This is a genomic window from Companilactobacillus formosensis, assembly GCF_005405305.1.
GTDB lineage: Bacteria > Bacillota > Bacilli > Lactobacillales > Lactobacillaceae > Companilactobacillus > Companilactobacillus formosensis.
Genome location: NZ_BJDU01000002.1, coordinates 147414 through 168248 on the forward strand (window position 1 = coordinate 147414; position 20835 = coordinate 168248).

The window sequence follows — 20835 nt, forward strand, 5'->3', positions numbered from 1 at the left end:
ATGGATAATAAACTAGTAAAACTAACTTATGATCAAATTGTAGCGATACATTTAGCAATTAATGAAAGTGAAGAAATTACTTTAAGCGAGAAACGTCTGCAAAGTAATCTAAACTTTTTGAATCAATTTGAAGATTTGCAATGGTATGCCACACATTTGGTCTGTACGATGATTGTTGATGATATCTTTGAAACAGATAACGAAGTAACTACTGTTGCTGTATTGGATTATTTCTTGCACCAGAATGGTTATGGACTTGATATGACTAAAGATGTCGACAAAACAACTTTACATGGCTTGATCAAGACAATTAGAGACTCCGACAAATTGGAAAAGGACGATTTACAAAATATTCGTGGCGTTTTGTCCACTTGTATCCATCCAGTAAGTGCTGATTAATTTCAGCGCTTTTTTTTCGGATTAAATTTGCTTAAAGTATCTAGAAAAGTTTAGTATTGAAAATGTATTTTTTAAGAGAGAGGCAAATTTTTATGAAAAGCAAACATAATATTTTGACACTCTTTGCGACCAGTTTCATGTCGTTCATGCAATTATTGGATGCTTCGATCGTCAATGTGGCGATACCTAGTTTAACAAAAGACTTACATGTACCAATGAACCGAGCCGAATGGATTGTGTCAGTCTATTTGATTATGATTTGTATGCTGCTATTATTTTGGGGAAGAATGGCAGATCAAATCGGATATATTAAAATTTTTCAGACAGGAACGATTTTCTTTACCTTGGGATCGTTGATCTGTGCTTTGAGTCCTAGTTTGTATTTATTGTTAATAGGACGAGTCGTACAAGGTTTAGGAGCTAGTATGAGTATGGCTACAAATATTGGAATCATTGCAATGATTTTTCCAATGCATCAACGTGGGCGTGCTTATGGAATCAACAGTATTATTGCTCAATTAGGTAATATTTCTGGGCCAGGCTTGGGGGGCTTGATTTTAGGAGTTTTATCGTGGCATTGGATTTTTATTATTAATATTCCAATTGGAATTATTGTTTATATTTATGGACGATTCATGTTTCCAAAAGAAGCACGTCGTTCTAAGGCGATTGCTTACGATTGGACCGGCTTAGTTACGTATTCGATAGCAATTGCCACGTTCTTTATCAGTATCTTTATGGGACAAGATATTGGTTTTGGCAATAAGAATGTTTGGTTGATTTTGGTAGTCAGTTTAATCTTTTGGGCAATCTTCTTCTATGTTGAAAAGCATAAAGAGGAACCTTTGATTAACTTGAAAATATTCAAGATATCTCGTTTAACTTTGAGCTTGGTAAGTGCTCTGATCGTCTTTTCAATTGGTTATTACGCTAACGTGATTATGCCGTTTTATTTGACTAATTTCCGGTCATTGAGTACTTCATTGACAGGCTTGATCATGATGGCAATTCCATTTGCTAATGTGATTGCTGCTCCAATTGCTGGTTATTTTACGGATAAATACAATGCGGCCAGCGTTTCAATCTTTAACTTGTTCGTCTATGCGATACCAATCGTTTTCTTGACTTTGATATCTGGCAAAGAGAGTTTAGTAATCTTTACGTTCATGTTATTGTTCTTAGGAGTAGGAAATGGTGGCTTCCAAAATAATCCAATGATCATGGGTTATGCACCTCAGGAATATCAAGGAATTGCCGGTAGTTTAGCTGCCTTGTTTAGAAATCTTGGGATGGGTATCGGTGTCAGTATAGCAACGACTAGTTTGTATTCAGGAATGAGTTTTAAAGCTGGCAAACAGATTGCGTATTATCCAACGAATCATCCGAGTTGGTTTTTAAATGGGATGCATTTTGCTTATTTGACAGCCCTAGGTTTGTTGATTTTAGCAATTGTTTTAGTTTATTCAATTCATAGAATAGATAAAAAAGAAGTTCTAAGTAAGAAATAAAATCTTACTCAGAACTTCTTTTTTATTTGAAATATTCTTTTAAACCATTGGTTACGTCAGTTGCAACTTGTTGTTTGTATTTAGCTGAACTGATGTACTTATAATCAGATTTAGAATTGATATAACCTAATTCGATCAAGACAGATGGTTGACTGTTGTAATGCAAGACGTAAAGGTCTTTTTGAGCAGTACCACGGTTGCCAATAGCCAGGCTCTTTAATTGACTATTTAAGTCATCGGCCAATTCGCCATCTTTATTTTTGTTGTAGTAGTAGGTTGTCAAACCAGAACCGGCATTTGCTTGGGCACTGGAATCGAAGTGTAAACTGATAAATGCATCAGCTTGAATCTTACTTGACAAACGAGCTCTTTGACCAAGTGACTTACTATCATCGCCTGATCTAGTTAAGACTACTCGAGCACCAGTTTTTTCGAGTTGTTGCTTGATAGCTTTAGCATAGGCGAGGGTAAAGTTCTTTTCGTAAGTGTTCTTCTTAGATTCAGCACCAGAATCATCGCCACCGTGTCCAGGATCAATTACGATCGTGGCTTCAGAAATATTTGTGGCAGCAGATTTGACGGCACTCTTAGTACCAGAAATAGTTACAACCCAGCTAGCTACGTATCCAACTGAACCATCGGAGTCACGAACTTTATACCACTTGCCGTCTTTACCAAGATAATCAAATTGTTTACCGACTTTAGCAGTTTTTACAACACGACCATTTTGATTAGGTTCGATTCTTAACTTGGTATTAGGTTGGGTAACGGTAACTTTCTTAATATCATTGTCGGATGAATTAGCAGAACTAGAAGCGTTAGTTGAACCCGAAGTTTTATCAGTACCTTGGATAAAGCTTGATTTGACCCAACCAGCAGTACCACTATACAAAATCTGTGTCCAATCTTGTTCTTGATACATGATCGTGACCTTTTGCGATTGCTCAATTGTACCTAAGACGTCACTATTGGCATCGGCACTCTTGAAGACAGTCGTATTGGGAACCTTGACGATTCCAACTTTATTGGTTGCCGAACTTACTTCAGTATTGTCGATCAACCAGCTGGCGACCCAGCCAATTTTATCTCCAGATAATCTTACTTGATACCATTTATTTTTTTCGTCTAAGATGGCTAATTTGTCACCTTTTTTAACTTGGCCCATGTTAGCGTAGGAAAGACCAGGACCAACACGAACATTAACGGAGTCAGACTGAACGACAACAGCATTGGCACTTGCTAAAGCCACTGTCGACCAACTAGACAAGGCGAGTAATAACAAAATGGCAAGAAGAATCCGGTTCTTCATAAAAAAAGTTTTTATTTTTTTCATTTGACTGATTCCTTTGCTGTCTAATTACTGACGGTTGTATATCTTTATTTTACTGAATAATAGTTCAACTTGAAAGAATATAATGATATTTTATTCCCAAAACTTGACATTTCTCATGTTTTTGGTAGTTTATATGTATATTGCAAATCAAATGAGATTGTTTTACAGAGAGTCTGGCTGCTGAGAACAGATGACAATTATTTGTGTGACGTTACTAAATCGTTTGGCAGGCGTTAACTGCAGCAACAAAACTAGGTGGTACCGTGCAAAAATGCACCCTTGTCTTATTTGGACAAGGGTGTTTTTTATTTTAAGGAGGATTTTATGCGTTATCAAAAACCAAAGGGGACCATGGATATTTTGCCTGGCGAATCAAGCAAATGGCAATACGTGGAATCTATCGCAGCTGATACATTTAATAAGTATCGTTTTTCAGAAATTAGAACACCAATCTTTGAATCATATGATGTCTTTGAGAGATCATCAGGTGATACATCTGATATTGTTTCTAAAGAAATGTATGATTTTCACGACAAAGGTGACCGACACATTGCTTTGAGACCAGAAGGTACAGCCGGAGTCGTTAGAGCTTTTGTTGAGAATAAGCTTTATGGTCCAGAACAAATCAAGCCTTACAAAGTTTGGTATAAAGGACCAATGTTTAGATATGAACGTCCTCAATCAGGTCGTCAACGTCAATTCCACCAAATCGGGGTTGAAGCTTTCGGTTCTGATTCACCAGAATTAGATGCTGAAATTATTTCAGTTGGTTTGGAATTCTTGAATCGTTTAGGAATTAAGAATTTGAAGGTTGCTTTGAATACTTTAGGTGACCCAGAATCACGTGCTGCTTATCACAAGGCTTTGGTTGATTATTTTACACCATTTAAAGATCAATTGAGTGATGATTCAAAAGTTCGTTTGGAAAAGAATCCTTTGCGAATTTTGGATAGCAAAGATGCTGGTGATAAGAAAATCGTTGCCAATGCTCCATCAATCTTAGATTACTTGAATGAAGCTTCAGAACAACGTTTTGAATATCTAAAGGGTCTTTTGGATGACTTAGATATCAATTATGAAGTTGATTCAACAATGGTACGTGGTCTTGATTATTACAACCATACAATTTTTGAATTCATGGTAACTGATCCAGCTTTTGATAATAAAGAAATTACTGTCTTGGCGGGTGGTAGATATAATGGTCTAGTTGAAGAATTAGGTGGACCACAGACTCCTGGTATTGGTTTTGGACTAGGTGTTGAACGTTTAATGCTCCTTCTTAAAGATGAAGATTTACCAGTTCAAAATGGTTTGGATGTTTACTTAGTAACTATCGGTGAAAAAGCTGAACGTGCTTCAGTAAAGATCCTATCTGATTTACGCCGTGCTGGATTTAGTGCTGACAAAGATTATCTTCAAAGAAAAATTAAAGCTCAATTCAAGACTGCTAATAATTTGAACGCTAAGTATACTGTAACTATCGGTGACAGTGAATTAGAAAACAAGACAGCTAATGTTAAGAATATGGAAACAACTGAACAAGTTAGTGTTTCATTGGACAACTTAGCCGAAGAATTGAAAAAAATCGAGGGATAAACATGGAAGAAAGAACAGATTATTGTGGCAACATTACTGAAAAATATGTTGGTCAAAAAGTATCTTTAGATGGTTGGGTTCAACGCCGTCGTGATTTAGGTGGCTTGGTCTTCGTCGACCTTAGAGATTACAAGGGTATCGTACAATTGGTTTTCAATACCGATCATCAAGATGTCTTAGATATTGCCGAAACATTGCGTTCAGAATATGTTATCAATGTTTTGGGTACTGTTAGACTTCGTGGTGAAGGTGCTACTAACGATGATATGACGACTGGTAAAGTTGAAGTTGTCGTTGAAAAGGTTGAAATCCTTAACAAGTCATTGACACCACCATTTGAAATCAAAGATGGTATCGACTCTTCAGAAGAAACAAAATTAAAGTATCGTTACCTTGATTTACGTAGACCTGAAATGCAAAAGGCTATCAGAACACGTGCTCAAATCAAGCATTCAGTTAACGAATACTTGTACGAAAATGGCTTTATTGATATTGAAACACCAAACCTAACACCATCAACACCAGAAGGTGCTCGTGATTACTTGGTACCTTCACGTGTTTATCCTGGACGTTTCTTCGCACTTCCACAATCACCACAATTGTTCAAGCAACTATTGATGGTTGGTGGATTTGACCGTTATTTCCAATTGGCCCACTGTTTCCGTGATGAAGATCTTCGTGGTGACCGTCAACCAGAATTTACTCAAATCGATCTTGAAACTAGTTTCATGAACCAAAAAGAAATTCAAACTGTTACTGAAGGCCTTATCGCTCGTGTTATGAAAGACGAAAAGGGTATCGAAGTTAAGACTCCATTCCCAAGAATCAACTGGGATGACGCTATGGACCGCTTTGGTTCTGATAAACCCGATGTCCGTTTCGGTATGGAATTACAAAACTTGAATGACGTCTTCAAAGACACAGAATTCAAAGTCTTCAAGGGAACTATCGACAACGGTGGTCAAGTTAAAGCTATCGTCGTTAAAGATGGTGCTGACAAGTACTCAAGAAAGAATATCGAAAGCTATCAAGAATACATCAAACGTTTCGGTGCTAAAGGACTTGCTTGGGCTAAGTTCAACGACAACGAATTAACAGGTGGTGTATCTAAGTTCATCAAGGCTCAAGAAGCACAATTAGTTTCAACACTTGGTCTTGAAAACAACGACTTATTACTATTCGTTGCTGACAACAAGAAAGTTGTTGCTGATTCATTAGGTTACTTGAGAAAAGCTATCGCTAAGGAACAAAACTTGTATGATCCTAAAGAATTTGCCTTTATCTGGGTCGTAAACTGGCCATTGTTCGAATACGACGAAGGAATCCAAAGATGGACTGCTGCTCACCATCCATTCACAATGCCAAATGAAGAAGATGTTCACTACTTAGATGATGGTGAAGATCCTCACAAAGCTTACGCACAAAGTTATGATATCGTTCTAAACGGTTACGAACTTGGTGGTGGATCAATCCGTATCCATGACTACAAGATCCAAGAAAAGATGCTTAAAGCTTTGAACTTCACTAAAGAAAAAGCTTATGAACAATTTGGCTTCCTATTGGATGCTTTACAATACGGTTGTCCTCCACATGGTGGTTTGGCTATCGGTTTGGATAGATTTGCTATGTTACTATCAGGCAAAGACAATATCCGTGACGTGATTGCATTCCCTAAGAATTCAAACGCCACAGAACCAATGACACACGCTCCACTTGAAGTTTCAAAACAACAATTAGACGATCTTGGAATTGAAGTTAGCAAGAAAGACTAATTAATTAGATGATATTTAAAAACAGTTTTATCAGGGATGTATTTCATTTCTGATAGAACTGTTTTTTTATGGAATTTAAATTAAATTAAAATTAGAAAACGATTTAAATTGTGCACAATTGAGCATGGCTATCACTTGAGACTGTAAGTTTATGAGCAGAGTGGTGGAATTAATATTCGAAAAGTTTATACTAGTTAATAGAAATTGAGAAGGAGTGATTTTATGTCAAATGAATACAAGAAGGATCTAACTGACTTAACTGATGAGGAGTACCAAGTAACTCAACATGCTGCCACAGAACGTCCTTTTAGTGGAAAGTACGATGATTTCTACAAAAAGGGTATCTACGTTGATATTACTAGTGGTGAACCATTATTTTCTTCAGCTAAGAAGTATGATGCTGGCTGTGGCTGGCCATCATTTAGTGAACCAATTGCTAAACTAAAGCAAAAGCGCGATACCAGATTAAGTCGTGAAAGAACTGAAGTTAGAAGTGAATCAGCTGACTCTCATTTGGGCCACGTCTTTACTGATGGACCTGAAGAATTGGGTGGCTTGAGATATTGTATCAACTCAGCTGCTTTAAAATTCATTCCTTATGATGAAATGGATGAAAAAGGCTACTCAGATTACAAAAAGTACGTTGACGAAGGAGATGCTGACTAGTGGCTAAAGAAACTGCTATTTTTGCTGGAGGTTGTTTCTGGTGCATGGTTAAGCCATTCGACGAACAACCAGGGATTATTTCAGTCGTATCTGGATATTGTGGCGGCCACGTTGACAATCCAACTTACGAACAAGTTTGTACCGAGACTACTGGTCATGCTGAATCAGTAGAAATTACTTTTGATAATGATGTGATTTCTTATCAAGATCTAGTTGAAATTTATTGGCAAATAGCTGATCCAACTGACGCTATGGGTCAATTCCAAGATCGTGGCGATAGTTATCGTCCAGTAATTTTCTATCAAAATGAAACTCAAAAAGAAGTTGCTGAAGCATCCAAAAAGAAACTAGCTGAGTCAGGAGAATTTAGTGATCCCATTGTAACTAAAATTCAGCCTGCTACTAAGTTTTGGCCTGCTGAAGACTACCACCAAGACTTCTACAAAAAGAACCCTCTACGCTTTGAGATGGAAGAGAGCGGCGGTCGTGCAGAATATATCAAAAATCATCGTAAATAGCTCGAAAAAGTCTGAAAATACTAGGATTTGTGCTAATATGTTGTAAGTAACTTAAGACAATTAGGAGAAATTTTAGTATGGGTGAATTAGATAAGCTGATCGAACGGCATCAGTACTTATCCAAAATTTCAGTAGCATTTCTATATTCCATCGCGGTATCCGTAGCGGTTAACATGTTTTGGACGCCAGGTGGAATTTATGGTTCAGGAGTAACTGGTGCTGCGCAATTAATTTCAACAATTTCACATCGGTGGTTTCCATTCGACATTTCAACTGCGATTATGTACTTCGCATTGAATGCACCGTTATTCGTACTTTCTTGGCGAAAAATTGATCACAAGTTTACCATTTTTACGGTTATTGCGGTTGCTTTAGCCAGTACGATGATGCACTTGTTACCACCAGTCAAGATTACAGCTGATCCTTTAGTCTGTGCCATATTTGGTGCGGTAGCTAACGGTTTTGGTACCGGAATGGCTTTGAGAAACGGTATTTCTACTGGTGGAATTGATATTTTAGGGATTATTTTGCGTAAAAAGACTGGTAAGAGTGTTGGTACGATCAACATCATGTTCAATGTGTTTATCGTTGCTTGCGCGGGATTCTTATTCGGTTGGGTCCACGCTTTATACAGTGCGGTCAGTATCTTCATCAACGGACAAGTTATTGATATGATTTATAACAAGGATCAAAAACTTCAAGTTATGATTGTTACTTCTAAACCTAAAAACGTTATTACACAGATTCAAAATGAAATGAGACGTGGTATTACTATCGTTCACGATGCTGAAGGTGCTTATAAACATGAAGAGAAGACGATTCTTTTCACAGTTATTTCACGTTCAGAATTGCATGATTTAAGTACGGCAATGTCGTTGTCTGATCCGCATGCTTTCGTTAGTGTTACGGATACGGTCAAAGTCATGGGTAGGTTTTATCAAGCTCACATTTACTAAAGCGAGGTCAAAAGGCTTCGCTTTTTTGTATGCTATACTTTATTTGATTTTTAAATTATGGAGGGATACGGATGATAATTGGTTCACATGTGGCAATGAAAGCCCCTAAAATGCTCGCGGGTTCGGCTAAGGAAGCTCATAGTTATGGTGCTAATGCGATGATGATCTTTACTGGTGCTCCTCAAAATACTCGTCGAAAAGACGTTTCAGAGATGAACATACCTGAAGGGCAACGTCTATTAAAGATGTATGGCATCAAAAATATTATTGGTCATGCACCTTACATTATTAATTTAGGAAATACTCTAAAACCCGATAAATTAGAATTTGGTATCGACTTTATGCGTGGTGAAATCAAACGTTGCGATGCTTTAGGGATTCAAGCACTTAGTTTTCACCCCGGAGCTCATTTAAAACAAGGTCCAGATGTTGCTCTGAAGCAAATCGGTCAAGCCTTGAACGAAATAATTGATCCTAACCAAAAAGTTTCGATTGCAATTGAGACGATGGCTGGTAAGGGAACTGAAGTAGGAACAAGTTTCGAACAAATTGCACAAATTTTTGATAATTGTGCTCAAAATGATAAGTTGTCCGTCACAATGGATACTTGTCACATGAGTGATGCTGGTTATGACGTCAAGAATGATTTTGATGGTGTCTTGAATGAATTTGATCACATTATTGGTTTGGAGAATCTATCAGTCATTCATTTGAATGATTCTAAGAATGAACGTGGCTCCCATAAAGATCGCCATGAAGATATCGGCTTTGGTACGATAGGCTTTGATGCTTTGAGTTATGTAGCTCATCATCCACAGTTGGAAAACGTTCCTAAGATTATGGAAACTCCTTATGTCAAACGCAATGAAAATGACAAAAAGGGAATTGCTCCATTTAAACCAGAAATTGAAATGCTTCTAGCTAATAAATTTGATCCTGAAATGAAGGAAAAGCTAATTAACAATAACTAGGCAGTGTGTTCTATGGATAAAGAGTTAATGTGAAAATTTATTAAATCAAAATTGATGCAATTTGAAATTGATACTGATTAAAACTAAATATAATTTTTTGTTAAAAAATAGACCAGAATAATCAATATACGATGATTCTGGTCTATTTAATTTAATGCGTGTTTTTTGATTATCCTTTTTTATAACCATCAAAATGTAAAATTTCCATGATAATTGCGGCAGTCTCTTCAATTGATCTGTCGGCAACATTAATAACGGGACATCCTAATTTCTTATATAATTTATTGGAGTAATCGAGTTCTTTTTGAATTTCGTCCTCTTCGGAATAAGTAGTGTTGGCACTTAGACCGTAAGCAATCATTCTCTGACTACGGATTTTACTTAAAACGTTAATATCATTTGTCAAACCAACGATTTTCTTAGGATCAACGTCCCACAATTCGTCAGGAATGCCTGTCACAGGGCTTAATGGAAGATTGGCTACTTTGATGTTTTTATTGGCTAGATAAAGTGAGAGCGGCGTTTTGGAGGTTCTAGAGATGCCCAAAAGGACAAGGTCAGCTTCTAAAAATCCTTTAGGATTCTGGCCATCATCATTGCTAACAGTAAATTCCATGGCGGAGATCATATCGAAGTAATCTTTATCAAGTTCGTGAATCAACCCTTTTTTACGAATTGGAACTTGTTTAGTCATTTGTGAGAAAGTTCCAATGATAGGATTTAAAATATCGTAATAGACGATGCCATTATCTTGGCAAAATTCATTAATAACTTTACAAGTTTCTTTTGAAACAATTGTGTGCAAAACGACCGCTTTCTTCTCTTTGGCCATCTTTAAGATGTTATTTAGTTGTTCATCTTTTTTTATAAAAGGATACTTAGTGTAAGTGGTATCCATTTCTGGAAATTGGATGAAAGCTGCTTTAGCAACTCTTAGAGCGGTTTCGCCGACTCCATCGGACAATACAAAAACGTCTAATTCTTGTTTCATAATAAATTCCTCCAAAAAAATGTAAAAAATTATTTGAACATTATCTTCTTTTTGTTATAATAACATATGAACTGCAAGAGCAATAGACAGTTACGTTAGAAATCGGAAGGAGGGATTATCATATGGCAAAAACCGTCGTTCGTGAAAACGAGTCGCTTGATGATGCTCTTCGTCGATTCAAACGTTCCGTTTCAAAGAGTGGTACTCTTCAAGAATATAGAAAACGTGAGTTTTACGAAAAGCCAAGTGTCAAGAGAAAGTTAAAATCTGAGGCTGCTCGTAAGCGCAACAAGAAACGTCGTTAATAGATAGTTTCGAAAGGTTAAAACAATTTATTGTTTTAACCTTTTTTTTGTCAAAAAAATCGCTCATTGTGCTATCATTCAAATTAATAGGAAGGTTGGGTGTTTATTGGCAGAAAAAGTTGAACAAATAAAAGAAAGCATTCAAATCAAAAATCCTCAAAACGCAATTAACCTTTTCGGAGTTAACGATAGTAATTTGCATTTGATTGAGGAAGGACTCGATGTCCAGATTCATGCATTTGGTGATCGCTTAGATGTGACAGGCGTTGATGGGAATGTTCATCAAGCCTTAGCATTATTAAAGAAATTGATTGAATTAGCTCAAACAGGTATCAGTTTAGGTTCAGCCGATATCGTCAGTGGAATGAAAATGGTTGAACGGGGCACATTAGAATACTTTGGCGATTTGTATAAAGATGAATTGCTGAAAGATTTTAGTGGCAAGCCAGTTCGTGTTAGAAACTTTGGTCAAAAGCAATATGTTAATGCTATAAATCATAACGATATTACCTTTGGAGTCGGACCAGCTGGTACTGGTAAAACTTACTTAGCTGTTGTTATGGCTATTGCAGCTTTGAAACAAGGTCGTGTTAAAAGAATCATCTTAACTCGTCCTGCTGTTGAAGCTGGAGAAAGTCTGGGATTCTTGCCTGGTGATTTGAAAGAAAAGGTTGATCCATATATGAGACCAATCTACGATGCTTTATATGCAATTTATGGAGCTGACCATACTAGTCGACTTCTTGAACGTGGCGTAATCGAAGTGGCCCCCTTAGCTTACATGAGAGGGCGTACGTTGGATGAGGCCTTCGTTATCCTAGATGAGGCTCAAAACACTACTAGAGAGCAAATGAAGATGTTTTTGACACGTTTAGGCTTTGATTCTAAGATGATTGTTAATGGTGATATCTCACAAATTGATTTGCCCGGTCATCAAAGAAGTGGTTTGATTCAAGCACAAGCAATTTTAAAAGATTTACCACATATTGGATTTGTAAACTTCAGTTCAGCGGATGTTGTTAGACACCCAGTTGTTGCTGAAATTATCGATGCTTATGAGGATTCAGATAAAACTAAAAAATAACTATTGGGGATTATTATTATGGACTTAGAAATTTACAATGATGATAATTTGATTGACCAAGCAAGAGAAAATTGGGTCAAAGATATCGTTCAATTCACTTTTAACAAATTGGAACTAAAAGATAGTACTCAATTGTCGATTCATTTTGTTACTAAAGATAAGATACATGAGATCAACAAAGAATATCGTGATACTGATCGTGCGACTGATGTTATCAGTTTTGCTATCAATGATGGTGAAGATTCTTTGGATTACTTAGAAGCACAAATTCCTGATTTGCCAGTCGATTTAGGCGATTTATTTATCAGTGTTGAAATTGTTGATGAACATGCCAAGGAATATGAACATTCATTTGACCGTGAATTAGGTTATACGATCGTTCATGGTATCTTGCACTTAAATGGCTATGATCATATTAAAAAAGAAGACGAAAAAGTTATGATTGGTCTTCAAGAAAAAATTCTTAGTGCCTATGGCTTAGAAAAATAATTTTAAAAAGAATATAAGGCTTAGCTTTGTATTCTTTTTTGTTATGTTTTACTTTGAGGATTAATCAATCTCTTGTATTATAATTAGTAATTGGGAATTACAAAACAACTGAATAATCAGTGATAAGGATATGGAATAATTATGGAAAATAACTTTAAATCAGGATTCGTTGCAATTATCGGACGTCCTAATGTTGGTAAATCAACTTTTATGAATCGTATCATTAAAGAACAAATTGCCATCACTTCACCAAAGGCTCAAACAACTCGTAACAAGATCCAAGGTATTTATACTGACGACGAGCGTCAAATCATCTTTTTGGATACACCAGGTATTCATAAACCTCATAATGATTTGGATCAATACATGGATAAAGCTGCTATTTCGGCTCTAAAAGAAGTCGATGCGGTACTTTTCATGACTGAAGCCGGTGAACAAGCAGGACCTGGAGATAAATTTATCATTGAAGAATTGAAGAAAGTTAAGGCTCCAGTTTTCTTGATTTTAAATAAGATTGATTTGATCAACCCCGATGAAATGGCACCACAAATTGATGAATACAAAGACTTGATGGATTTTGCTGAAATTATTCCAATTTCAGCTACAAATGGTAATAATGTCGATGATTTGATTGACTCTTTGACAAAAGCCTTGCCAGTTGGTCCTCAATATTACGCTGATGATCAAATTACTGACCACCCTGAATACTTCATTGTTGGAGAATTGATTCGTGAAAAGATTTTGGAAGATACTCGTGATGAAATTCCTCACTCAATTGCCGTAGTAGTTGAATCGATGAATCAACGTTCAGAAGCTGGTAAACTTCAAATTGAAGCTTATATCTATGTTGAACGTGATAGTCAAAAGCCAATCGTTATCGGTAAAGGTGGTTCAATGCTTAAGAATATTGGTATCGGTTCAAGAATTAAGATCGAACATTTATTAGGTGAAAAAGTCAATTTGAAACTTTGGGTTCGTGTTAAAAAGAACTGGCGTGATGATCCAGCCTTCTTAGCAAGTGCTGGCTATTCATTGAAGGACTTGAATAATTAATGGCTCAAGTTCCAACTAATTTTTTTGGTATCGTCGTTCGTAGGCAACGTTACAAGGAAAGGGATGCACTAGTTACTATTTTGACTAAGGAGTATGGATTTAAGACTTTTTTAGTCCGAGGGACCCAGACCGCTAAGTCAAAAATTTCTGGAGCAGTGATTACTTTTTCTTATGGCGATTATTTGGGAGTCGTCAAAAATGATGGCTTATCTTATTTGAATTCAGCTAGTAATATCAAGCAATTTGATGAAATCGTCCAAGATATCGAATTGAATGCCTATGCGACCTTTTTATTTGATCTGTATCATGAAGCTTTTGTCGACGACCCAGTGCCAGACTCATGGTATCGAATGTTGTTTAAAGCTTTGTTGTACATTGAAAATGGCTATGATGCCCAAATTATTGTCAATATTATGCAGATGAAACTGTTAAGTGCTTTTGGAGTGGCCCCCAATATGGATAGCTGTGTCGTTGGTGGTGAAACTGAAGGTGTCTTTGATTTTTCAGTCTTATTAGGTGGGATTATTTGTTCAAAGCATTTTGACGAAGATATCCATCGCTTGCATATTCCGAAACGAATCATTTATTTCTTGAGGCTATTTAGTAAAATCGATCTTTCACAAGTAGGGCGAATCGAAATCAAAGAGAATAATAAAGATTTGATTCAGCATGCCATTGATGCAATTTATTTAGGAACAGTTGGCTACTATCCTAAAAGCAAAACTTTTATTGACAAAATGAAGCGAGTTCGTTTTTAGTGGATTGACAATTTTTACAAAAATGGTTATATTGATAAATGTTGAAACAGCGACGAAGAATAGTGAAAGCTTCGATTGAATTATGGCGTACGATTTAATTTGAATATAAAAGAGCAGGACTTAGTCCTGAATTAGGGTGGAACCGCGAATACTCGTCCCTTGCAGAAGTACCTCAGTGTACCTGCAAGGGATTTTTTTGTATCCATCCGAAGGGAGAAAACATGGTCAAAAAATTAAATATACAAGATATGATTCTTACGCTCCAAAAGTTTTGGGGTAGTAAGGGCTGCATGTTGATGCAAGCTTATGATACAGAAAAAGGTGCCGGAACAATGAGTCCTTATACGTTCCTTCGTGCCATTGGACCTGAACCTTGGAATGCTGCCTACGTTGAACCTTCAAGACGTCCCGCTGATGGTCGTTATGGTGAAAACCCTAACCGTTTATACCAACACCACCAATTCCAAGTAGTTATGAAACCAGCTCCAGAAGATATCCAAGAATATTACTTAGATTCACTTCGTGCTTTAGGAATTGAACCTTTGGAACATGATATTCGTTTCGTTGAAGATAACTGGGAAAACCCATCAATGGGTTGTGCCGGTGTTGGTTGGGAAGTTTGGCTTGACGGTATGGAAGTTTCCCAATTTACATACTTCCAACAAGTCGGTGGACTTCAATGTCACCCAACAACTAGTGAAATCACATATGGTGTAGAACGTTTAGCATCATACATCCAAGATGTTAACTCAGTTTATGATCTTGAATGGGGTGATGGCGTATTGTACGGTGATATCTTCAAAGAACCTGAATACGAACACTCAAAATACTCATTTGAAGAAAGCAATCAAGATATGCTTTTCAAATTCTTCGATGAATATGAAAAAGAAGCTAACCGTTTGATGGATCTAAGTTTGGTTCACCCAGCTTATGATTACATTTTGAAATGTTCACATACATTTAACTTGCTAGATGCCAGAGGTGCTGTTTCAGTTACTGAACGTGCTGCCTTCTTGTCACGTATTAGAAAGATGGCTCACAAGGTTGCTAAGGCCTTCGTTGAAGAAAGAAAGAAACGTGGCTTCCCACTTTTAGCAAATAGTGATGCAAAGGAGAAAGCAAATGACTAAAAATTACTTATTAGAAATTGGTTTGGAAGAAATGCCAGCTCACGTTGTAACTAAGAGTGTGAACCAATTTGCCCAAAGAGCTGAAAAATTCTTGAAAGAAAATCGTATTTCTTTTGATTCAATCGAAAAGTATTCAACTCCTAGACGTTTGACTATTTTGGTTAAAGGTATCGCTGAAAAGCAAACTGATATTGATGTTAAAGCAAAGGGACCTTCTAAAAAGATTGCCCAAGATGCTGACGGCAACTGGACTAAAGCTGCTCAAGGATTTGCTCGTGGACAAGGGATGACTGCCGACGATATTTTCTTTGAAGATCTTAAAGGTACAGAATATGCTTACATCCAAAAGCATGAAGATGGTCAAAAAGTTGAAGATGTTTTGAGCCATATGGACGAAGTTATCAAAGCCATCACATTCCCTACAAGAATGCGTTGGGGTTCATATGACTTTGAATACATCAGACCAATTCACTGGTTGGTATCACTATTGGATACTGAAGAAGTACCAGTAAAGATTTTGGACGTTGTTTCTGGCCGTATCAGTCGCGGTCACAGATTCTTAGGTCAAGATGTTGAAATCGACGACGCTAAAAATTATGTTGAAAAATTAAAGTCACAATTTGTTATCGTTGATGCTAAAGTTCGTAAACAAATTATTTCTGACCAAATCGCAAAAATTGCTCAAGATAACAACTGGGATATCGATGTAGATGCTGACTTGTTGGAAGAAGTTAACAACTTAGTTGAATATCCAACTACTTTCTATGGTTCATTCGACAAGAAATATTTGGAAATTCCTGATGAAGTTTTGATTACTTCAATGAAAGATAACCAAAGATATTTCTACGTTCGTGACCAAGAAGGAAACTTAGCTCCTTACTTTATCGGGGTTAGAAATGGTAACTCAGAACACATTGAAAACGTTATTCGTGGTAATGAAAAAGTTCTAGTAGCTCGTCTAGAAGATGCTGACTTCTTCTTTAAGGAAGATCAAAAGAAGACCATTGCTGATTACGTTGAAAAACTTAAATCAGTTAACTTCCACGTTAAAATCGGTACAATGTATGAAAAAATGGCTCGTGTACACCAAATTGCTGACCATTTAGCTGATATTTTCCAATTCTCAGACACAGAAAGAAAAGATTTGCTCCGTGCTAGTGACATTTACAAGTTTGATCTTGTAACTAACATGGTTGATGAATTCTCTGAATTACAAGGTGTCATGGGTGAGAAGTACGCTGAGATCATGGGTGAAACAAAAGCCGTTGCTCAAGCAATTAGAGAACACTACATGCCAATTTCTTCAGAAGGCGCTTTGCCAGAAACTAAAGTTGGTGCAGCCTTAGCTATTGCTGACAAATTAGATTCAATTGAAACGTTCTTTGCTGTTGATTTGATTCCTAGTGGTTCAAATGATCCTTATGCTTTGCGTCGTCAAGCTTATGGTATCGTTAGAATTCTTGATCAATATCAATGGTCAATGAACTTAAATGACTTACAAGATTACTTGAAGGACAATGTAACAGTTCCTGAAAAATTAGACTTGAATGCTCATAAACAAGATGTAATCGACTTCATGATCGATCGTGTTCGTCAATTGTTGAAGCAAAACAAGATCAGAACTGACATCATTGATGCTGTTGCTGGTGGTTCAAATATTGACGCTATCGAAATGATCAACGTTGCTCAAGTGCTTCAAAACCACGTTAACGATGATGACTTCAAGGTAGTTATGGAAGCTCTTGGCAGAATCGTGAACTTGTCTAAGAAAGCTAAGTTCGGTTATTCTGATGATTTGGCCGTTGATGATTCACTATTTGAAAATCCATCTGAATCACAGTTGAATCAACAAGTCGCTGCTATCAAGAATGACAACGCTGAAGATTTATTCAAACAATTAGCTGCTTTACGTCCTGTAATTGACTCATATTTTGATGAAAATATGATCATGGCTAAAGATGAAAAAGTTAAGAATAATCGTTTGACTCAATTAGTTATTGCCAATCACTTGATTGCTAACTTGGGTGATTTATCTAAGATCGTTACTAAATAAGCGTTTTGAAGAAGCTGCCTTTTGGGCAGTTTTTTTATTTTCAAAAAATTCGTCAAAAAGCAAGTTAATTACGTGACTTTTATATAGGACCGTGTATAATGAATAGTTGACAAGTGACTAGTGGTCCCAGTTTGCACTTTTTGTGGGAGCACTTTTTTATTTACTAGTCGCTGGTGGTTAAGATCGTGAACGATTTTAACATCTATTAAGCAGGAGGTGACGGCCATGGCAACACGGATTCCTCAGGAATTCATTGATGAAGTTACCTCGAAAACTAATATCGTCGATGTTATTAGTAAGTACGTACAATTAAAAAAGTCAGGTAAGAATTTGTTTGGACTTTGCCCGTTTCATGAAGAACGAACTCCTTCGTTTTCAGTTGCAGAGGACAAGCAAATTTTTCACTGCTTTAGTTGTGGTCGTGGGGGTAATGTTTTCAAATTCATTATGGAGATGGAAAACAAATCTTTTCCAGAAGCCGTAATTGAAGTTGCCCAAATGGGTAATATTCCTGTCCCTGACCAATACGAAGCTAAGAACAATCAATACCAAAATTCTGATAGCCAAACTCTTTTGAAAATGTATGCTGATGCAGCTAAGCTATATAGTCACATTTTATTGAAAACAGAGAATGGCACCAATTCTTTGAAGTATTTAAGAAATCGTCAACTGGATGATGACTTAATTCAAACTTTTGGTATCGGCTACGCACCAAATAATAACAATCTTTTGTTACAGTTTTTCAAAGATCGAGATATCAGTGAAGATATTTTGAGGAAATCGGGATTGTTTGCACAAAATCAAGAAGGGGAGTTGTTTGACCGTTTTCGGGATCGAGTAATGATTCCAATTACTGACGAGTCTGGCAATATCATTGCTTTCTCAGGACGTATTTTAGATAAGGAAGCTTCAACAGCTAAGTATCTTAATAGTCCTGAAACGGAGATTTTTAACAAAGGTAAGACTCTGTTCAATTTGAACAATGCCAAAAAAGAAATCCGTGAAAAAGGCAATGTGATTCTGTTTGAAGGTTTTATGGATGTTATTAGTGCGTACAAAGCCGGTGTCACTAATGGTGTGGCTTCGATGGGTACTAGTTTGACAGATCAACAGTTATACGTTTTAAGTCGTCTGACTAATCAAATCAATATTTGTTACGATGGCGATGATCCTGGAGTTGAAGCTACTTATCGGGCTTTGACTCAACTGACTGATGAACGTTTCACTTATGGAGTTATCAGCATTCCGGATAAAAAGGATCCTGATGAGTTCATTAAGAGTGAGGGTTCTGAGAAGTTTCAAAATTTAGCTAATAGTGTTCAAACGCCAATTTCCTTCATTTTGAATTACTTCAAACGTAACTATAATCTCAATAACGAACATGATCAGTTGGAATTTTTGAATCAGTCGTTAAAAGAGATCGTAAAATTACAATCGCCTGTTGAAGTTGATATGTATGTTGGCAGGGTTGCTGATGAGATGAATGTCTCAAAAGACGCTATCAATAAGGAATTAGATACATTACGGCGTCAAATTTCAATTCAAAAACCAGCCAATAATTATAAAGACGTTCAACAACATGCTTTGGAAAAAGTCACCTCGAGTGTTAGACCCAAATATGATCGTCTAGAGAAATCTGAGCGGTATTTGTTGTATTGGGCAATCAATTTCCCCGAGATCAGAATTAATTTAAAGGGTGATGGTTTCAAGTTTGTTCACCAAAATTACCAACGAATTTTTGACTCATTGTTGTCGTATGCTGAACAAAATGATGCAGCAGAAGAGATCAATATCTCTGATTTTATGAATGTTTTAGATAATGACGATAAAAATTTGTTAGCAGAACTTGAAATGATGAATATGCCAGTTGAATATAATGATCAAGAAATTGATGATTATATGAACAATATCAAGAATTCTGGATTGGAGTCGCAATTAAGTGACATCAATCAGCAACTCAAAAAGGCGGCGATGGTCGGTGACAATCAATTGCAGTTAGAGTTAACGCAGCAATTGATTAAAGTAAGAAGAATCCTTAGCAATTAAGCATACTGGAGGAATAATATATGGCAACTAAGAAACCAGCAGTATCAAAAGAATTAAAAGCAGCAACTAAGAAACTTATCAAGGATCTTAAGAAGACTGGTAAGATCACTGAAGATGACCTTCAAGAAAAAATCATCAAACCTTACAAATTAAAGGGTGATGCTTTGACTAACTTCGTTAGTGAACTTGAAGATGTCGGTATCGGTGTTGTTGATGATAAAGGTAATCCTAGTAAATTAGCTCTTCTAAAAGAAAAGAAAGAAGAGAAAAAGACTAAGAAAAACGATACTACCGCACCAACTGATATCAAAGTAAACGACCCTGTTCGTATGTACTTAAAGGAAATCGGTCGTGTTCCATTGCTTAATGCTCAACAAGAAGTAGATCTTGCTTTGAAGATTGAACAAGGTGATGAAGTGGCTAAGCAAAAACTAGCTGAAGCTAACTTGCGTTTGGTTGTTTCTATTGCCAAGAGATACGTTGGACGTGGAATGCAATTCCTTGACTTGATTCAAGAAGGTAACATGGGTCTAATGAAGGCCGTTGAGAAGTTTGATTATCGTCTAGGATTCAAGTTCTCGACTTATGCAACTTGGTGGATCAGACAGGCTATTACGCGTGCTATCGCTGACCAAGCTAGAACTATTCGTATTCCAGTTCACATGGTTGAAACTATCAACAAATTGATCAGAATTCAACGTCAATTGCTTCAAGACCTAGGTCGTGAACCACTTCCTGAAGAAATTGGTGCTGAAATGGACATGCCAACTGGTAAAGTTCGTGATATTCTAAAAATTGCTCAAGAACCAGTTTCTTTGGAAACACCTATTGGTGAAGAGGATGACTCACATCTTGGTGACTTCATCGAAGATTCTGATGCAACTAGTCCAGAAGATCATGCTTCATACGAATTGTTGAAGGAACAACTAGAAAATGTTTTGGATACTTTGACAGATCGTGAAGAAAATGTTTTACGTTTGCGTTTCGGATTGGACGATGGACGTACAAGAACACTTGAAGAAGTAGGTAAGGTATTTGGCGTTACTCGTGAAAGAATTCGTCAAATTGAAGCCAAAGCTTTGAGAAAATTACGTCACCCATCAAGATCAAAACAATTGAAGGATTTTCTAGAATAATTAAATTGGATCACCTTATGGTGGTCTTTTTTATGTTTCACTTGTCTTTTTCAATATCATGCTAGATAAAA

General features: G+C 36.6%; 19 protein-coding genes. 17 read left to right on the forward strand and 2 right to left on the reverse strand.

What is annotated here, in order from left to right:
* Positions 1 to 399 carry a hypothetical protein gene (locus tag FFM65_RS03045; protein WP_119317639.1) on the forward strand — a complete coding sequence of 133 codons (399 nt, stop codon included), beginning with the start codon at positions 1 to 3 and terminating at the stop codon, positions 397 to 399.
* Between the two features lie 92 nt (positions 400 to 491).
* Positions 492 to 1907, forward strand: coding sequence for an MFS transporter (locus FFM65_RS03050; RefSeq protein ID WP_119317638.1), 1416 nt, complete (start codon positions 492 to 494; stop codon positions 1905 to 1907).
* A gap of 22 nt (positions 1908 to 1929) precedes the next feature.
* Here the strand turns inward: FFM65_RS03050 and FFM65_RS03055 are convergent, their stop codons facing one another.
* Positions 1930 to 3216: an N-acetylmuramoyl-L-alanine amidase family protein gene (locus FFM65_RS03055; RefSeq protein ID WP_245954222.1), complete on the reverse strand. Its 1287-nt coding sequence runs from the start codon at positions 3214 to 3216 to the stop codon at positions 1930 to 1932.
* Between the two features lie 348 nt (positions 3217 to 3564).
* On the opposite strand from FFM65_RS03055, the gene hisS reads away from it, so the two are divergent.
* The 6 genes from hisS to FFM65_RS03085 all read left to right on the forward strand — a co-directional run bounded on the left by hisS (position 3565) and on the right by FFM65_RS03085 (position 9719).
* A complete protein-coding gene (gene hisS, locus FFM65_RS03060; protein WP_119317636.1) occupies positions 3565 to 4836 on the forward strand; it encodes a histidine--tRNA ligase in 1272 nt (423 codons plus the stop codon).
* Between the two features lie 2 nt (positions 4837 to 4838).
* Positions 4839 to 6608 (forward strand): aspartate--tRNA ligase, encoded by a 1770-nt coding sequence (gene aspS, locus FFM65_RS03065; RefSeq protein WP_119317635.1) that lies wholly within the window; start codon positions 4839 to 4841, stop codon positions 6606 to 6608.
* A gap of 222 nt (positions 6609 to 6830) precedes the next feature.
* Positions 6831 to 7274: a peptide-methionine (R)-S-oxide reductase MsrB gene (gene msrB / locus FFM65_RS03070; RefSeq protein WP_119317634.1), complete on the forward strand. Its 444-nt coding sequence runs from the start codon at positions 6831 to 6833 to the stop codon at positions 7272 to 7274.
* Positions 7274 to 7792 carry a peptide-methionine (S)-S-oxide reductase MsrA gene (msrA, locus tag FFM65_RS03075; protein WP_119317633.1) on the forward strand — a complete coding sequence of 173 codons (519 nt, stop codon included), beginning with the start codon at positions 7274 to 7276 and terminating at the stop codon, positions 7790 to 7792. The genes msrB and msrA overlap by 1 nt, the downstream gene beginning before the upstream one ends.
* A 77-nt stretch (positions 7793 to 7869) precedes the next feature.
* On the forward strand, positions 7870 to 8748 hold the full coding sequence (locus FFM65_RS03080) for a YitT family protein (protein WP_059075111.1): 879 nt from the start codon (positions 7870 to 7872) through the stop codon (positions 8746 to 8748).
* 71 nt (positions 8749 to 8819) lie between these two features.
* Positions 8820 to 9719, forward strand: a complete 900-nt coding sequence (locus tag FFM65_RS03085; RefSeq protein ID WP_119317632.1) for a deoxyribonuclease IV — start codon at positions 8820 to 8822, stop codon at positions 9717 to 9719.
* A 169-nt stretch (positions 9720 to 9888) separates the two neighbouring features.
* On the opposite strand, the gene FFM65_RS03090 is transcribed toward FFM65_RS03085, so the two are convergent.
* Positions 9889 to 10710, reverse strand: coding sequence for a pyruvate, water dikinase regulatory protein (locus tag FFM65_RS03090; protein WP_119317631.1), 822 nt, complete (start codon positions 10708 to 10710; stop codon positions 9889 to 9891).
* A gap of 122 nt (positions 10711 to 10832) precedes the next feature.
* Here FFM65_RS03090 and rpsU point away from each other — a divergent pair, with 122 nt between their 5' ends.
* The 9 genes from rpsU to rpoD all read left to right on the forward strand — a co-directional run bounded on the left by rpsU (position 10833) and on the right by rpoD (position 20764).
* Positions 10833 to 11015 carry a 30S ribosomal protein S21 gene (gene rpsU, locus FFM65_RS03095; RefSeq protein WP_010019742.1) on the forward strand — a complete coding sequence of 61 codons (183 nt, stop codon included), beginning with the start codon at positions 10833 to 10835 and terminating at the stop codon, positions 11013 to 11015.
* 106 nt (positions 11016 to 11121) lie between these two features.
* Positions 11122 to 12099, forward strand: a complete 978-nt coding sequence (locus tag FFM65_RS03100) for a PhoH family protein (protein WP_119317630.1) — start codon at positions 11122 to 11124, stop codon at positions 12097 to 12099.
* 18 nt (positions 12100 to 12117) lie between these two features.
* Positions 12118 to 12588, forward strand: a complete 471-nt coding sequence (ybeY, locus tag FFM65_RS03105; RefSeq protein ID WP_010019746.1) for an rRNA maturation RNase YbeY — start codon at positions 12118 to 12120, stop codon at positions 12586 to 12588.
* 141 nt (positions 12589 to 12729) lie between these two features.
* Positions 12730 to 13641 carry a GTPase Era gene (gene era / locus FFM65_RS03110; RefSeq protein WP_010019747.1) on the forward strand — a complete coding sequence of 304 codons (912 nt, stop codon included), beginning with the start codon at positions 12730 to 12732 and terminating at the stop codon, positions 13639 to 13641.
* Positions 13641 to 14399 (forward strand): DNA repair protein RecO, encoded by a 759-nt coding sequence (recO, locus tag FFM65_RS03115; RefSeq protein ID WP_010019748.1) that lies wholly within the window; start codon positions 13641 to 13643, stop codon positions 14397 to 14399. Before era ends, recO begins: the two co-directional genes overlap by 1 nt.
* A 221-nt stretch (positions 14400 to 14620) precedes the next feature.
* Entirely contained in the window at positions 14621 to 15529 is a 909-nt protein-coding gene (gene glyQ / locus FFM65_RS03120) for a glycine--tRNA ligase subunit alpha (protein ID WP_119317629.1), read from the forward strand.
* A complete protein-coding gene (gene glyS, locus FFM65_RS03125) occupies positions 15522 to 17582 on the forward strand; it encodes a glycine--tRNA ligase subunit beta (protein ID WP_119317628.1) in 2061 nt (686 codons plus the stop codon). Before glyQ ends, glyS begins: the two co-directional genes overlap by 8 nt.
* 225 nt (positions 17583 to 17807) lie before the next feature.
* Positions 17808 to 19628 carry a DNA primase gene (gene dnaG / locus FFM65_RS03130; protein ID WP_119317627.1) on the forward strand — a complete coding sequence of 607 codons (1821 nt, stop codon included), beginning with the start codon at positions 17808 to 17810 and terminating at the stop codon, positions 19626 to 19628.
* Between the two features lie 20 nt (positions 19629 to 19648).
* Positions 19649 to 20764 carry an RNA polymerase sigma factor RpoD gene (gene rpoD / locus FFM65_RS03135; protein ID WP_010019753.1) on the forward strand — a complete coding sequence of 372 codons (1116 nt, stop codon included), beginning with the start codon at positions 19649 to 19651 and terminating at the stop codon, positions 20762 to 20764.
* Positions 20765 to 20835 lie beyond the last annotated feature (71 nt).